General features: G+C 71.0%; 14 protein-coding genes. 11 read left to right on the forward strand and 3 right to left on the reverse strand.

Annotated elements, in window-relative coordinates:
• Positions 1-33 precede the first annotated feature (33 nt).
• Positions 34-945 (reverse strand): carbohydrate kinase, encoded by a 912-nt coding sequence (locus ACFC8N_RS27980; protein WP_376290810.1) that lies wholly within the window; start codon positions 943-945, stop codon positions 34-36.
• Complete coding sequence (locus ACFC8N_RS27985) at positions 942-2,072, reverse strand: LacI family DNA-binding transcriptional regulator (RefSeq protein ID WP_356021300.1); 1,131 nt, start codon at positions 2,070-2,072, stop codon at positions 942-944. The genes ACFC8N_RS27980 and ACFC8N_RS27985 overlap by 4 nt, the downstream gene beginning before the upstream one ends.
• Positions 2,073-2,377: 305 nt before the next feature.
• Here ACFC8N_RS27985 and ACFC8N_RS27990 point away from each other — a divergent pair, with 305 nt between their 5' ends.
• Entirely contained in the window at positions 2,378-2,803 is a 426-nt protein-coding gene (locus tag ACFC8N_RS27990; protein WP_376290813.1) for a Rieske (2Fe-2S) protein, read from the forward strand.
• 91 nt (positions 2,804-2,894) lie between these two features.
• On the opposite strand, the gene ACFC8N_RS27995 is transcribed toward ACFC8N_RS27990, so the two are convergent.
• Complete coding sequence (locus ACFC8N_RS27995) at positions 2,895-3,842, reverse strand: hypothetical protein (RefSeq protein ID WP_362819021.1); 948 nt, start codon at positions 3,840-3,842, stop codon at positions 2,895-2,897.
• A gap of 284 nt (positions 3,843-4,126) precedes the next feature.
• On the opposite strand from ACFC8N_RS27995, the gene ACFC8N_RS28000 reads away from it, so the two are divergent.
• The 10 genes from ACFC8N_RS28000 to ACFC8N_RS28045 all read left to right on the forward strand — a co-directional run bounded on the left by ACFC8N_RS28000 (position 4,127) and on the right by ACFC8N_RS28045 (position 15,142).
• Complete coding sequence (locus ACFC8N_RS28000; RefSeq protein ID WP_376290816.1) at positions 4,127-4,345, forward strand: hypothetical protein; 219 nt, start codon at positions 4,127-4,129, stop codon at positions 4,343-4,345.
• Positions 4,346-4,561: 216 nt separating this feature from the next.
• Positions 4,562-6,646 carry an excinuclease ABC subunit UvrC gene (gene uvrC / locus ACFC8N_RS28005; protein ID WP_356021309.1) on the forward strand — a complete coding sequence of 695 codons (2,085 nt, stop codon included), beginning with the start codon at positions 4,562-4,564 and terminating at the stop codon, positions 6,644-6,646.
• Positions 6,643-7,662, forward strand: coding sequence for an RNase adapter RapZ (rapZ, locus tag ACFC8N_RS28010; RefSeq protein ID WP_356021311.1), 1,020 nt, complete (start codon positions 6,643-6,645; stop codon positions 7,660-7,662). Before uvrC ends, rapZ begins: the two co-directional genes overlap by 4 nt.
• Entirely contained in the window at positions 7,659-8,726 is a 1,068-nt protein-coding gene (gene yvcK, locus ACFC8N_RS28015; RefSeq protein WP_376290820.1) for a uridine diphosphate-N-acetylglucosamine-binding protein YvcK, read from the forward strand. Before rapZ ends, yvcK begins: the two co-directional genes overlap by 4 nt.
• Positions 8,717-9,706, forward strand: coding sequence for a DNA-binding protein WhiA (whiA, locus tag ACFC8N_RS28020; RefSeq protein ID WP_356021315.1), 990 nt, complete (start codon positions 8,717-8,719; stop codon positions 9,704-9,706). The genes yvcK and whiA overlap by 10 nt, the downstream gene beginning before the upstream one ends.
• A 1,377-nt stretch (positions 9,707-11,083) precedes the next feature.
• Positions 11,084-12,091, forward strand: coding sequence for a type I glyceraldehyde-3-phosphate dehydrogenase (gap, locus tag ACFC8N_RS28025; protein WP_071381538.1), 1,008 nt, complete (start codon positions 11,084-11,086; stop codon positions 12,089-12,091).
• A 134-nt stretch (positions 12,092-12,225) separates the two neighbouring features.
• Entirely contained in the window at positions 12,226-13,437 is a 1,212-nt protein-coding gene (locus ACFC8N_RS28030) for a phosphoglycerate kinase (RefSeq protein ID WP_362819018.1), read from the forward strand.
• 6 nt (positions 13,438-13,443) lie between these two features.
• Positions 13,444-14,220 carry a triose-phosphate isomerase gene (gene tpiA / locus ACFC8N_RS28035; RefSeq protein ID WP_376290825.1) on the forward strand — a complete coding sequence of 259 codons (777 nt, stop codon included), beginning with the start codon at positions 13,444-13,446 and terminating at the stop codon, positions 14,218-14,220.
• 122 nt (positions 14,221-14,342) lie between these two features.
• The gene (secG, locus tag ACFC8N_RS28040) at positions 14,343-14,579 is read left to right on the forward strand and encodes a preprotein translocase subunit SecG (protein WP_356021321.1); all 237 of its coding nucleotides are present in this window, start codon (positions 14,343-14,345) and stop codon (positions 14,577-14,579) included.
• A 227-nt stretch (positions 14,580-14,806) separates the two neighbouring features.
• Positions 14,807-15,142, forward strand: coding sequence for an RNA polymerase-binding protein RbpA (locus ACFC8N_RS28045; protein ID WP_003976875.1), 336 nt, complete (start codon positions 14,807-14,809; stop codon positions 15,140-15,142).
• Positions 15,143-15,296: the final 154 nt, after the last annotated feature.

A 15,296-nucleotide genomic window follows, 5' to 3' on the forward strand; every position in this document is an offset into this window, starting at 1 on the left:
CACCTTGTCAACAGCACAGAGAAGACGGGGCGTTCACCACTCACCCAGCTCGGCCGCATAGGGCGGCTCGGCCCCGGCCCGTGAGCAGGTGATCGCCGCAGCCCGTGCCGCGAAGCGCAGCAGCCGTGCCCAGCCCTGTGCCCCCAGGGCGGCGAGCGCTTCCGCGGACAACGCGTCCTGGGCGGAAAGCCCGTGCAGCAAGGCCGCGTTCACCGTGTCACCGGCGCCGATGGTGTCCACCACGGCGACCTTCTCACCCGGCACGGAGTGCTCCCCTCCGTCACGGGTGAACACGGTCAGCCCGTCCCCGCCCCGGGTCACCACGACGGCCGACGGTCCCGAGGCCAGCCACTCGCGCGGCGTGCCGCCCAGCCACGCCGCGTCCTCCGCGGACAGCTTCAGCAGCGTCACCGAGGGCAGCCAGCTCTTGAAACGTGCCCGGTAGGCGTCCGCGTCCGGGATCAGTCCCGCCCGGATGTTGGGATCGAGCGCGGTGAACAGCCCCTGCCCGGCCGCCGCGCGCATCAGCTCCTCATAGGCGCTCGCCCCCGGTTCCAGGACGAGCGAGCAGGTGCCGAACGACACCGCGCGCGTGCCGGCAGGCAGTGCGGCGGGCGCGGTGAACAGACGGTCGGCGGTGCCGTCGACATAGAAGGAGTACGCGGCGGAGCCGGTGGCGTCGAGCGTGGCCACCGCGAGGGTCGTCGGCTCCGGCCCGCGCTGGACGGCCGACACATCGACCTCCGCCCGCCGTAGCCCGTCGAACAGCGCCGCACCGAAGGCGTCGTGCGAGGCCCGCGAGCAGAAAGCGGTGCGGGAGCCGAGCCGGCCCAGGGCCACGGCGGTGTTGTACGGGCCGCCGCCGAGCGCCGGCTTCAGGTCCGCGAGGGCACCGGGGCCCTGCGGTACCAGGTCGATCAGTGCCTCACCGGCGACGACGATCACGAGACGGTTCCCTTCTCGGACAGCGTGAATGGTTCGCGGTGCTCGGGTCTCCCGGCCGCGCCGGGCTGCTCCGGGCAGCCGCAGGACGTGCGATGCACGAACGTGCACGGCAGTCGCACCGTCCGGGCCGGACGCCGGGGCTCGCTCAGCCGGTCCAGGAGAACCCGCACGGCCCGCGCGCCCAGTTCTCTGCTGGGCTGGGCGACGGCGGTGAGCCGTGGCGAGAACAGGTCGGCCCAGGCGAAGTCGTCGAAGCAGCACAGGGCGAGGTCGTCCGGGACGGACCGGCCGAGTCGGCGCAGTGCGCGCAGTGCCCCGATGGTCATCGCGTTGTTGGCGGTGACGAGGGCCGTGGGCGGATCGGGCAGCGTGAGCAGGGCCACCGTCGCCTGCTCGGCACCGGCGGACTCCGAGTCGCCGGACACGAGGAGCCGCTCGTCAAGCGCCAGGCCGGCGGCGGCGAGGCCGTCCCGATAGCCGGCGACGCGCTCTTCGGTGGTGCTCAGCCCGGGCAGACCCGCGACCATGCCGATCCGCCGGTGGCCCAGGGCGGCGAGATGAGCGACGAGGCGGGAGGTCGGCCCGGCGCTCTCGGCACAGACCTGGTCGCACCACGACACGCCCCCGTCGGGGGACGCACCCTCGTCACCGCCGGCCGGGGTGCCGTCCAGCACGCGCGCGTCGATCACCCGGTCGAGGAACACGGTGGGGACGGCGTGGCGGCGGAGGTAGCCGACGAGATCGTGCGGATGTGCGGAGGGGGCGACGATCATGCCGTCCACGCGGCGCTCATGGAGGAGCTGAGCGACCTTGCGTTCGTGCCCGGGGTCGTCGTGCGGGTCGGCGATGAGCAGGCTGTACCCCGCTTCCAGGGCGGCCGCCTCGACTCCCTGGAGGATCTCCGTGAAGTAGGGGTTGCTGATCGCCGACACGGCGAGCCCGATGGAGCGGGTACGGGAGGTCACCAGGGAGCGGGCCAGGGTGTTGGGCGTGTAGCCGAGGTTGTCGACGGCGTCCAGCACGGCCTGGCGGGTGTGCGGCAGCACCGGCCGCGTGCCGTTGAGGACGTGGGAGACGGTCGCCACGGAGACACCGGCGCTGCGAGCGACGTCCGCCATGGTGGCCATCGGCTTTTCCTCCCTGAGCCGACGAGGCCGGGCGTTCCCGGCCCCTGTTGCGGGGGCTCCGGCCGGGAACGTATCCCATCGACCGGCCCCGCGTAAACGCTTGCGCAAGCGTTTACGTCCTCCGCCCGGGCAGCCCCGGCCCAGCTCCCTCCCCGGCTCCCCGTCCCCTGGCCTGGCCCCCACCCACCGAGCGTTCCACTCCAGGGCACCCTCGCCGTCCCTCCGGGGTGCCACCCCTGCCGCAGAACCTGCCCCCTTGCCCGGGTATGGTCGCCCTGCCCAGCCCTTGATCCGTGGAGTTCCAGATGCCCGCCCGACCGTCCGCGAGCCGTCGTACCGTCCTTCGAGGGGCCGCCGTGGCCCCGGTCGCCGGGCTCGGCCTGGCCGCGTGCTCGGCGCCGGGCGGTGCCTCGGCGGCGGCCACCCCGACCGCGCCCGTCGACCTCGGTGCCGAGAGCGAGGTCGCCCAGGGCGCAGCCAAGCTCTACCAGGATCACAACGTGGTCGTCAGCCGTGACAGGAACGGCGCGCTGAAGGTGTACAGCACGATCTGCACGCACGCGGGGTGCCCCATCAACAAGCTCCAGGGGACGACCTTGATCTGCCCCTGCCACGGCAGCGAGTTCGACGCCACGACCGGCAAAGTGGTCCAGCAGCCGGCCACCGAGCCCCTCGCCGAGCTGCCGGTGAAGACCACCAACGGCAGGATCGTCGCCGGCCCGGGCGCCTGACCGGAAGCCGACGCCGGCCGAGCCGCCGTCCTGACGGTCGCCAGTGGCCAACAGGCCTACGACTGCCAACAGCCCTACGGCGTAGGGGATTTCACTCCCAGTCCCACGTGATGCCGATGATGCCCGGCCGGATCCGTGGCTCGACCACGTGGACGCAGTGGTGCGGTCCGGTGACCGGCAGTTCCTGCCGGCCGCTGCGGGGGGCCGCCGCCGAGGGCTGGGTGAAGCGGTGGCAGCGCGCCGGGAGTGCGGCCGTGTCGAAGCGCACCTGGAGTGCGTACTGGCCGCCGGGGGAGCAGAACCGGTGAAGATGTTCACGGGAGGTTCCGGCAGTGCCGTCCTCGATGCCGTACCGGAAGAGGAAGGTGTCGCCGGAGCGCAGCCGGGTGCCGAAGAGCAGCTCGGCCACCAGCAGGCCGGCGTCCTGGTCCCAGCGGACGCGTCCCGTGCGGCAGTTCTCCAGGGCCCGCACCCTGATGTCCGGCGGGCGGCAGCCGGGGTCGCCGTGGTGCACGGCGAGGAAGCGGTCGACGCCGTCGTGGTGGGCCCGCACGATGTGCTGGGCCTCGCGGGCCGCCAGTTCGCGCCGGGCGCCGATCCGGACGTATTCGTGATGGCCGAGGGTGTGCAGTCCGCCGTCGGCGGACCAGCCGAGGCCGGCCCGGAGCCGGTCGAGGACGTCCGAGGCCTCGATCAGGGAGCGGTAGGAGCGGGCCCCGGGGCGGCCGGACACCCTGTGCTCGTGGGTGTCGGCGAGCAGCCGGATCAGCGATTCGTCCGGCAGTTGGAGGATCTCCTCCAGCGCGCGCACGGCCCGCAGTGACTCGGGGCGCTGCGGGCGGCGGGCGCCCTGCTGCCAGTAACTCAGGCTGGTCACACCGACCTTGACCCCGTGGCGGGACAGATGGTGCTGGACACGCTGGAGCGGCAGCCCGCGTGCGGCGATGGCGGCGCGCAGCGCCGCATGGAAGGGGCCGCCCCGAAGGACCATGTCCAGTTCCGTGGTGAGGACATCCGCGTGCTCGGTGGCATGCCGCATGCCGAGGCGCCTTTCTATGAGGTGTCGCTACGGCTGGTCGGGCCGTCTGCGCTGGTGTGCGGGACCACCCCCGTGGGCGCTGTGAGCACCCCTGACTGCGCACGCCGCATCCCGTTGTGCGGGCGTGCCCGGCCCCGAGTTCCCCCGCATTGAAGCGTGTTGACCTGGCCCCGACAACACCTCGAACCCGCCATGGCCCCGCCCGGCCGGACTGCGGCGCGCCGCCGGAACCGTCGCACCCCCGGGCCGTGCCGGTGCCCGTCGCGCCATGGGAGGATCGGCGCGTGGCGGAGACCTGGGCATTCGCCGGTGACGACATCGCTGTGCCGCCGGAAGAGGCGGTCGCCGGGCTGCGGCGTCGGATCGCAGCGGGGTGTTTCGGAGCCTGGTTCACCGGTTCCGCCGGACGCCTGCTGAGCGTGCTGACCAACACCGAGCGCGCGCTGGTGATGCTCCTCGACGCGGACGGCGGTCCGCGGTCACCCCTGGGGCCGCGGGCGTGAGGGTGGGGGCTTCCGGCTCGCGAACGGGCAGTGCGACACGTGTCCCGACGAGGACACCGTGCCGCTCGACGAGGCGCTCAGGACCGTCCGGCAGGTGATCGGCACCGGTGCGTCCCCGGCCGGCGTGGGATGGTGCCGGGACGGGTGAACGGCGCGGGCGCGGACGTTGTCCACAGGCCCGACGCGGTGTCGGCGCTCGCCAGTAGGGTGTGAGACATGGCCGACCCCTCCAGCTACCGCCCCAGGCCGGGTGAGATCCCGGACTCTCCGGGGGTGTACAGGTTCCGTGACGAGCACCGCCGGGTGATCTACGTCGGAAAGGCGAAAAGCCTGCGCCAGCGCCTGGCGAACTACTTCCAGGACCTGGCGAACCTGCACCCGCGCACCCGGACGATGGTGACCACCGCCGCGTCCGTGGAGTGGACCGTGGTGTCCACGGAAGTCGAGGCGCTCCAGCTGGAGTACTCCTGGATCAAGGAGTACGACCCCCGGTTCAACGTCAAGTACCGCGACGACAAGAGCTATCCGTACCTCGCGGTGACGATGAACGAGGAGTTCCCGCGTGTGCAGGTGATGCGCGGTCACAAGAAGAAGGGCGTGCGGTACTTCGGGCCCTACGGGCACGCGTGGGCCATCCGGGACACCGTCGACCTGCTGCTGCGCGTCTTCCCGGTGCGCACCTGCTCGGCCGGTGTCTTCAAGAACGCCGAACGCACCGGCCGGCCGTGCCTGCTCGGCTACATCGGCAAATGTTCGGCACCCTGTGTCGACCGGATCAGCCCCGAGGAGCACCGGGAGCTGGCCGAGGAGTTCTGCGACTTCATGGCGGGCCGCACGGGCACGTACCTCCGCCGCCTGGAGAAGCAGATGATGACGGCGGCCGAGGAGATGGAGTACGAGCGGGCCGCCCGGCTGCGCGACGACATCGAGGCCCTGAAGAAGGCCATGGAGAAGAGCGCGGTCGTGCTCGCCGACGCGACCGACGCCGACCTCATCGCCGTCGCGGAGGACGAGCTGGAGGCGGCCGTCCAGATCTTCCACGTGCGCGGGGGCCGGGTGCGCGGCCAGCGCGGCTGGGTGACCGACAAGGTCGAGGACGTCACCACCGCGGCCCTCGTCGAGCACGCGCTCCAGCAGCTGTACGGCGAGGAGACCGGGGACGCGGTCCCCAAGGAGGTCCTGGTCCCGGCGCTGCCCGAGCCCGTCGCACCGGTCCAGGAGTGGCTGGCCGGCCGCCGCGGCTCGAACGTGTCGCTGCGCATCCCGCAGCGTGGCGACAAGAAGGCGCTCATGGAGACCGTGCAGCGCAACGCCCAGCAGGCCCTGGCGCTGCACAAGACCAAGCGCGCCTCCGACCTGACCACACGCTCGCGTGCCCTGGAGGAGATCGCCGAGGCCCTCGACCTGGACAGCGCCCCGCTCCGGATCGAGTGCTACGACATCTCGCACCTCCAGGGGGACGACGTGGTCGCCTCCATGGTCGTCTTCGAGGACGGCCTCCAGCGCAAGAGCGAGTACCGCCGCTTCCAGATCAAGGGCTTCGCGGGCCAGGACGACGTCCGCTCCATGCACGAGGTGATCAGCCGGCGCTTCAGGCGCTACCTCGCCGAGAAGGAGAAGACGGGGGAGTGGTCCGACGGCGAGGAGGCCGCCGCCGACGGGTCTCTCCCCACCGGTGCGGACGAGATCACCGACTCCCTCAAGGACGACGACGGCCGGCCCAAGAAGTTCGCCTACCCGCCGCAGCTCGTCGTCGTAGACGGTGGCCAGCCGCAGGTCGCGGCGGCCCGGCGCGCCCTCGACGAGCTGGGGATCGACGACATCGCCGTCTGCGGCCTCGCCAAGCGCCTGGAGGAGGTCTGGGTGCCGGGCGAGGACGACCCGGTGGTCCTGCCGCGCACCAGCGAGGGCCTCTATCTCCTCCAGCGCGTACGGGACGAGGCCCACCGCTTCGCGATCACCTACCAGCGCGTCAAGCGGGCCAAGCGCTTCCGCGCCGGCCCCCTGGACGACGTGCCCGGCCTCGGCGAAACCCGCAAACAGGCGCTCATCAAGCATTTCGGCTCGGTGAAGAAGCTCCGGTCCGCCACAATCGAACAGATCCAGGAGGTGCCCGGGATAGGCCGGAAGACGGCCGAGACCATCGCCGCGGCCCTCGCCCAGGCGGCCCCGGCCGCACCCGCCGTGAACACGGCGACCGGAGAGATCATTGAAGACGAGGAACCCGACACGACGGGCGGTTCCTCGGGGGAGCCCGCGATCGCGGGTCTCCCGGACGAACGACGGGGGCAGGAGACATGACCGAGCACGAGACACACCCCACGCCCGAGCGAGATCGGGCGCACAAGGAAGCGGGCCGGGACCGGCCACAGCCCGCGGCGGGCGATCAGCACGCGGTCCAGGAAAACGGAGCACAGGTGAGTACGGACGTCACGGCGGCCGCGGCCCCCGAAGCGGCCATCCCCGAACTGGTGATCATCTCCGGCATGTCCGGAGCGGGCCGGTCGACGGCCGCGAAGTGTCTGGAGGACCTCGGCTGGTTCGTCGTGGACAACCTCCCGCCCGCCCTCATCCCCACCATGGTGGAGCTGGGTGCCCGCTCGCAGGGCAACGTGGCGCGGATCGCGGTCGTCGTGGACGTGCGCGGCCGGCGCTTCTTCGACAACCTCCGCGAGTCCCTCGCGGACCTGGACACCCGGGGCGTCACCCGGCGCATCGTGTTCCTGGAGTCCTCCGACGAGGCGCTGGTGCGCCGCTTCGAGTCGGTGCGCCGCCCGCATCCGCTCCAGGGCGACGGCCGCATCGTGGACGGCATCGCCGCCGAGCGAGAGCTGCTGCGCGAGCTGCGCGGGGACGCCGACCTGGTGATCGACACCTCCAGCCTCAACGTGCACGAGCTGCGCGCCAAGATGGACGCCCAGTTCGCCGGCGAGGAGGAGCCCGAGCTGCGGGCCACCGTCATGTCGTTCGGCTTCAAGTACGGTCTGCCGGTCGACGCCGACCTGGTCGCGGACATGCGGTTCCTGCCCAACCCGCACTGGGTCCCCGAGCTGCGCCCGTACTCGGGCCTCAACGAGGAGGTCGCCGCCTACGTCTTCAACCAGCCCGGCGCCAAGGAGTTCCTCGACCGCTACGCCGAGCTGCTGCGCCTCATCGCGGCCGGCTACCGGCGCGAGGGCAAGCGGTATGTGACCATCGCCATCGGCTGTACCGGCGGCAAGCATCGCTCGGTGGCGATGTCGGAGAAGCTCGCCGCGCGCCTCGCGGCCGAGGGCGTGGAGACGGTGATCGTGCACCGGGACATGGGACGGGAATGACGGAACGTACACCGCGGCTGAGCAGACTGCGCCGGATGGTGCCCGAGTCGCGCACCGGCCGCCCGGCCGAGTCGCGCGGCGCCCGGCCCCGCCGCCGGGGCGCCCAGCCCAAGGTCGTCGCGCTCGGCGGCGGCATGGGCCTGTCCGCCTCGCTCGCCGCACTGCGCCGGATCACCGGCGACCTCACCGCCGTCGTCACCGTGGCCGACGACGGCGGCTCCAGCGGCCGGCTGCGTGACGAGCTGGGCGTGCTCCCGCCCGGCGATCTGCGCAAGGCGCTGGCCGCGCTCTGCGGTGACGACGACTGGGGCCAGACCTGGGCCCGGGTCATCCAGCACCGCTTCCAGTCCCAGGGCGACCTGCACGAGCACGCGGTCGGCAATCTGCTGATCGTCGCCCTGTGGGAGCAGCTCGGCGACCATGTGCAGGCCCTGGACCTGGTCGGCAAGCTGCTCGGCGCACACGGCCGCGTGCTGCCCATGTCGGCCGTGCCGCTGGAGCTCCAGGCCCTGGTCAAGGGGCACGACCCGGAGCGCCCGGACGACGTGGACACCGTGCGCGGGCAGGCGACGGTCGCGCTCACGCCCGGGGAGGTGCAGTCGGTGCACGTCGTGCCGAACGACCCGCCGGCCGTGCCCGAGGCCGTGGCGGCGGTCCAGGACGCCGACTGGGTGGTGCTCGGCCCCGGTTCCTGGTTCTCCTCGGTGATCCCGCACCTGCTCGTCCCCGAGCTGCTGGACGCCCTCACCGAGACCAAGGCGCGCAAGGTGCTCTCCTTGAACCTCGCTCCGCAGCCGGGAGAAACCGAGGGCTTCTCCCCGCAGCGTCATTTGGAGGTTTTGGGGCGACACGCCCCTAAACTCGCCCTGGACGTGGTGCTGGCCGACGAGGCCGCCGTACCCGATCGCGACTTGCTCACCGAGGCCGCCAAGCGGCTGGGGGCCGCGGTCGAGCTGGCGCCCGTGGCCCGGGCCGACGGTTCACCGCGGCACGACCCGGAGCTGTTGGCCGCCGCGTACGACCGTATTTTTCGGATGCATGGAAGGATCGGCCCATGGCGATGACGGCAGCGGTGAAGGACGAGATCTCCCGGCTCCCCGTCACCCGGACCTGTTGCAGGAAGGCGGAGGTCTCCGCCATTCTGCGGTTCGCCGGCGGCCTTCACCTGGTGAGCGGGCGCATCGTGATCGAGGCGGAGCTGGACACCGCGATGGCGGCTCGCCGCCTCAAGCGGGACATCCTGGAGATCTTCGGCCACAGTTCCGAGCTGATCGTGATGGCGCCCGGCGGACTGCGCCGCGGCTCGCGCTATGTCGTACGGGTCGTCGCGGGCGGTGACCAGCTGGCCCGCCAGACCGGTCTGGTCGACGGCCGGGGCCGCCCGATCCGGGGTCTGCCTCCGCAGGTGGTCTCCGGGGCCACCTGCGACGCGGAGGCGGCCTGGCGTGGGGCCTTCCTGGCGCACGGCTCGCTGACCGAGCCCGGCCGTTCCTCCTCCCTGGAGGTGACCTGCCCGGGTCCGGAGGCCGCGCTCGCGCTGGTCGGCGCCGCCCGCCGGCTGTCGATCGCCGCGAAGGCCCGTGAGGTGCGGGGCGTGGACCGGGTGGTCGTACGCGACGGTGACGCGATCGGCGCGCTGCTGACCCGGCTCGGCGCGCACGAGTCGGTGCTGGCCTGGGAGGAGCGCCGGATGCGCCGCGAGGTGCGGGCCACGGCGAACCGGCTCGCCAACTTCGACGACGCCAACCTGCGCCGCTCGGCCCGCGCCGCCGTGGCAGCGGGGGCGCGGGTGCAGCGGGCCCTGGAGATCCTCGGCGAGGAGGTGCCCGAGCACCTCGCGGCCGCCGGCCGGCTGCGCATGGAGCACAAGCAGGCCTCGCTGGAGGAGCTGGGCGCGCTCGCCGACCCGCCGCTGACCAAGGACGCGGTCGCGGGCCGGATCCGCCGCCTGTTGGCGATGGCCGACAAGCGCGCCGCCGACCTCGGCATCCCGAGCACGGAGGCCAACCTCAGCGAGGAGCTGGCGGACAACCTGGCCGGCTGACCGGCGCACGCTCAACACGCCGGTGCCGGGCTCCAGTCGAGACCCCGGCACCGGCTTTTTCACACCCACCGACCCGTACGAAACCGCCCCTCGTGAAGTGCCATGACCTTGACGAGTTTGTTCGCCGTCATGGCGGGCCATCGCGGGTCACCGTCGTCCCGGCGAAGGAGCCGGCAAGGAGCGGGATGTCAACGGTGACGAAGTGGGGCTACGACGACGAGGATTCGTCCCCGGACCCCGCAAGTGAGACCTGCCAGGGCGACGACCTCTGCAAGGCGCTCGTCGGCACGCCCGGCGATCCGGCGATCCAGTCATCCCCGGCGCCGTTCCCAGGTCCCCTCGGCGCTTCACACCACCGACGGCGAGGCGGACGGGCACGCCTCCGACGCCAACGGCGTCGCGATGTTCACTACGTCCGCTTCGCGCTCGCCGTCGCCGAGTCCGCCGTACAACCGGACCAGCCGTCCTCCACGGTCGGTCTGAGCGCCGCCGACTTCGCCCCGGCCGCGTTCCCCACGGCGTACGCCCGGGGCGCGCGTCGGCGGCGGCGAGGGCGATCTGTCCTTCGACGAGTACCGGGCCACGGTGCGGGACGGCGTTCCGGGCGACCGGGTGGGTGTGGTTCACGGGGGAGAGCGGCGACGGGCGGAAGGTCTCCAGAGCGCACGGCCCCGGCAGTGCCGTCAACTCAGGCTTCACTCCTTGGAGTGGCGGCGGCGCATCCGTGCGGGCAGCGATGCCTACGTTCGTTTTCCCGGCGCCTGAGCCCCTGAAGGCGCCACCCCGGCCGGCGTCCAACTGCCGCTGTAGCAGAGGGGATTGACCGCACCCCGCACCCGCACGCGCTCGACGCCTGCAAGGGCCTCACCCCCACTGACGACCTCACCGGTGTCAGCGCCGCCGGCGAGACGTCGCCGGGCGCCCGGCACGTTGCCGGACCGCCCGTGGGCAGCCCGGCCGCGTGGAAGGAGCGGACGCGTACCGGGCGCTGTTCCGGACGTAGGCGGCGGCGCTCGGGGCGTGAGGGCCGCCACGTTGACAGATCTCGCTCGCCTTGTTCCAACAGGTGAGCGGAAGTCCTCTCAACGGTGCGCAAACGCGCCCCACGAGGGCGCTGATCAAGTGAGCCGACCCGCTCACGAACGAGTGAAGTCGGAGTAAAAATCGACCGGCATTTCATATCAAATACGGGCGAAACCCCAGTCGATCCGAGGCGGTCCGTACCTCTACTGGCGGGTACGGAACGCCTGCCCGTGTATGGGGCATCTCGATGTCACCCCAGGGCTTCCAGGGAGGTAGGGTCGGTGGTGGTCGGGGACATCCCAAACAGAGCTCGCCGGCACCGCATGGCCGGCGTACCAACGAGGAGATCGGTTCGTGACGATCCGCGTAGGCATCAACGGCTTCGGCCGCATCGGTCGTAACTACTTCCGCGCGCTGCTGGAGCAGGGTGCCGACATCGAGGTTGTGGCTGTCAACGACCTGGGTGACACGGCGACCACCGCGCACCTGCTCAAGTACGACACGATCCTGGGCCGCCTCAAGGCAGAGGTCTCCCACACCGCCGACACCATCACCGTGGACGGCCACACCATCAAGGTGCTCTCCGAGCGCAACCCGGCCGACATCCCCTGGGGCGAGCTGGGCGTCGACATCGTCATCGAGTCGACCGGCATCTTCACCAAGAAGGAAGACGCCGCCAAGCACATCGCCGGCGGCGCGAAGAAGGTCCTCATCTCGGCCCCGGCCAAGGACGAGGACATCACCATCGTGATGGGCGTCAACCAGGACAAGTACGACCCGGCGAACCACCACGTCATCTCCAACGCCTCCTGCACCACCAACTGTGTGGCCCCGATGGCGAAGGTCCTCGACGAGAACTTCGGCATCGTCAAGGGTCTGATGACCACGGTGCACGCGTACACGAACGACCAGCGCATCCTGGACTTCCCGCACAAGGACCTGCGCCGCGCCCGTGCCGCCGCCGAGAACATCATCCCGACCACCACCGGTGCCGCCAAGGCCACCGCCCTGGTGCTCCCGCAGCTCAAGGGCAAGCTGGACGGCATCGCCATGCGCGTCCCGGTCCCGACCGGCTCGGTGACCGACCTGGTCGTCGAGCTCGGCCGCGAGGTCACCAAGGAAGAGGTCAACGCCGCCTTCCAGAAGGCCGCCGAGGGCGAGCTGAAGGGCCTCCTCGACTACACCGAGGACCCGATCGTCTCCTCCGACATCGTCAACGCCCCGGCGTCCTGCACCTTCGACTCCTCCCTGACCATGGTCCAGGAGGGCAAGAACGTGAAGGTCATCGGCTGGTACGACAACGAGTGGGGCTACTCCAACCGCCTCGTGGACCTCACGGTCTTCGTCGGCAACCAGCTCTGATCGTCGAAGCACACCTTGAAGTGAGAGCAGGGCCCGGGCAGCGCAGGGACGCGCTGTCCGGGCCCTGCTCTCACGCCCGGACCGCGTCCTTTTACGATCAGGTGCACCACGAGCCCTCCTTTGGAGTCCACTCAATGAAGACGATCGACGAACTTCTCGCCGCCGGCGTGAGCGGCAAGCGGGTCTTCGTCCGCGCCGACCTCAACGTGCCGCTGGACGGCGTGACCATCACCGACGACGGCCGTATCCGAGCCGTCCTGCCCACCATCAAGGCCCTTGCCGAGGCCGGCGCCAAGGTGGTCGTCGCCTCGCACCTGGGCCGGCCCAAGGGCGCACCGGACCCCGCCTTCTCGCTGCTGCCCGCCGCCGAACGCCTCGGCGAGCTGCTCGGCGCCCCGGTCGCCTTCGCCCAGGACACCGTCGGCCCCGCCGCCCACGACGCGGTCGACGGCCTTCAGCCCGGCCAGGTCGCGGTCATCGAGAACCTGCGCTTCAACCCCGGCGAGACGTCCAAGGACGACGCCGAGCGCGACGCCTTCGCGGACCAGCTGGCCGCCCTCGCCGACGCCTACGTCGGTGACGGCTTCGGCGCCGTGCACCGTAAGCACGCCTCGGTCTACGACCTGCCGGCGAAGCTGCCGCACTACGCCGGCTACCTCATCGCCACCGAGGTCGGCGTCCTGAAGAAGCTCACCGAGGACGTCAGGCGCCCCTACGTCGTCGCGCTCGGCGGCGCCAAGGTCTCCGACAAGCTCGCCGTCATCGACGAGCTCCTCGGCAAGGCCGACCGCCTGCTCATCGGCGGCGGCATGGCGTACACCTTCCTCAAGGCCAAGGGCCACGAGGTCGGCATCTCCCTCCTCCAGGAGGACCAGATCCCGGTCGTCACGGAGTACATGGAGCGCGCCGAGAAGAACGGCGTCGAGCTGGTGCTCCCCGTCGACGTCCTCGTCTCGCCGGAGTTCCCGGACCTGAAGACGAAGGCCCCGGCCAACCCCACCACCGTCGCCGCGGACGCCATCCCCGCCGACCAGGAGGGCCTGGACATCGGTCCGGAGACCCGCAAGCTCTACGCCTCGAAGCTCGCCGACGCGGCCACCGTCTTCTGGAACGGCCCCATGGGCGTCTTCGAGCACCCCGACTACGCCGAGGGCACCAGGGCGGTCGCCCAGGCCCTCGTCGAGTCCAAGGGCTTCACCGTCGTCGGCGGTGGTGACTCCGCCGCGGCCGTGCGTACGCTCGGCTTCGACGAGAACGCGTTCGGCCACATCTCGACCGGTGGCGGCGCCTCCCTCGAATACCTTGAGGGCAAGACGCTCCCCGGTCTCGCCGCACTGGAGGACTGACCCCGTATGACCACCCGCACGCCGCTGATGGCGGGCAACTGGAAGATGAACCTCAACCACCTGGAGGCCATCGCACACGTCCAGAAGCTCGCTTTCGCCCTGGCCGACAAGGACTACGAGGCCGTCGAGGTCGCCGTCCTGCCGCCCTTCACCGACCTGCGCTCCGTGCAGACTCTGGTCGACGGCGACAAGCTCAAGATCAAGTACGGTGCCCAGGACATCTCGCAGCACGACTCCGGTGCCTACACCGGCGAGATCTCCGGCCCGATGCTGTCCAAGCTGAAGTGCACGTACGTGGTCATCGGCCACTCCGAGCGCCGTCAGTACCACGACGAGACCGACGACGTCGTCAACGCCAAGGTCAAGACCGCCTACAAGCACGGCCTCACCCCGATCCTGTGCGTCGGCGAGGAGCTGGACGTCCGTGAGGCGGGCAACCACGTCACCCACACCCTCGCCCAGCTGGAGGGCGGTCTGAAGGACGTCACGGCCGAGCAGGCCGAGACGATCGTGGTCGCCTACGAGCCCGTGTGGGCCATCGGCACCGGCAAGGTCTGCGGCTCGCAGGACGCGCAGGAGGTCTGCGCCGCCATCCGCGCCAAGCTCGCCGAGCTCTACTCGCAGGACGTGGCCGACAAGATCCGCATCCAGTACGGCGGTTCCGTGAAGTCGGGCAACGTCGCCGAGATCATGGCGCAGGCCGACATCGACGGAGCCCTGGTCGGCGGTGCCTCGCTGGACGCCGACGAGTTCGTCAAGATCGTGCGCTTCCGCGATCAGTGACACCCGCTGTGAGTAGGCGGTAGCGGCGATACGTCGTACCCTTGCGGGGGCACAGCCGGTGCGCTGTGCCCCCGTCGTCCCTCCGAAGTCGTCCATCCGTATCCGAGGAAGTTGGTCCAGCCGTGGTTTTGGGGTTCTCGATCGCCCTGATCGTCTTCAGCCTGCTGCTGATGCTGCTGGTGCTGATGCACAAGGGGAAGGGCGGCGGCCTCTCCGACATGTTCGGTGGCGGCATGCAGTCCTCCGTCGGCGGCTCCTCGGTCGCCGAGCGCAACCTCGACCGGATCACCATCGTGGTCGGCGTGTGCTGGTTCGCGTGCATCATCGTCCTCGGCATGCTGATGAAGTCGAACAGCTGACGCGTCCGTGCGCCCGCGCACAGCACACACATCACGCCTATTCGGCAGGTAAGGCCCCATGTTCGGTACGCGCTCCTGAGCGCGGCCTATCATGGGGCTTGCGTCTTGGTGTGGGGCTTGTAACTCCAATCACTGGACGCGCGTTGGGCCTTACGTAGACTGAGGCGCTCGCAGCGAAGCGGAACGCCGACTCGCTTCGCGGCACCATCACGCAGGGAGTTACGACCGTGGCAAGTGGCAACGCGATCCGAGGAAGCCGGGTCGGGGCGGGGCCGATGGGCGAGGCCGAGCGTGGCGAGTCCGCGCCCCGTCTGCGCATCTCCTTCTGGTGCTCCAACGGACACGAGACGCAGCCGAGCTTCGCCAGCGACGCGCAGGTTCCCGAGACTTGGGACTGCCCGCGCTGCGGCTTCCCCGCCGGCCAGGACCGGGACAATCCGCCGGACCCGCCCCGCACCGAGCCCTACAAGACGCACCTCGCCTATGTGCGGGAGCGGCGCAGCGACGCGGACGGCGAGGCGATCCTCGCCGAGGCGCTCGCCAAACTGCGGGGCGAGATCTAGGCATTGCGACCGGCCGGGCACCTGCGCTGGTGCCGGGCCGGAGCTGCCTCCTCCCGCTCTGCCTCCTCCTGTGCCGTCTGTACGCGGTACCGACACCGGCGCGTCGTACGGACGTACCTGTTGTTGACCGTGCGGACAGCGTTGTGTCCGCTCG

It is taken from the genome of Streptomyces sp. NPDC055966, assembly GCF_042269865.1.
In the GTDB taxonomy this organism is placed as follows: Bacteria; Actinomycetota; Actinomycetes; order Streptomycetales; family Streptomycetaceae; genus Streptomyces.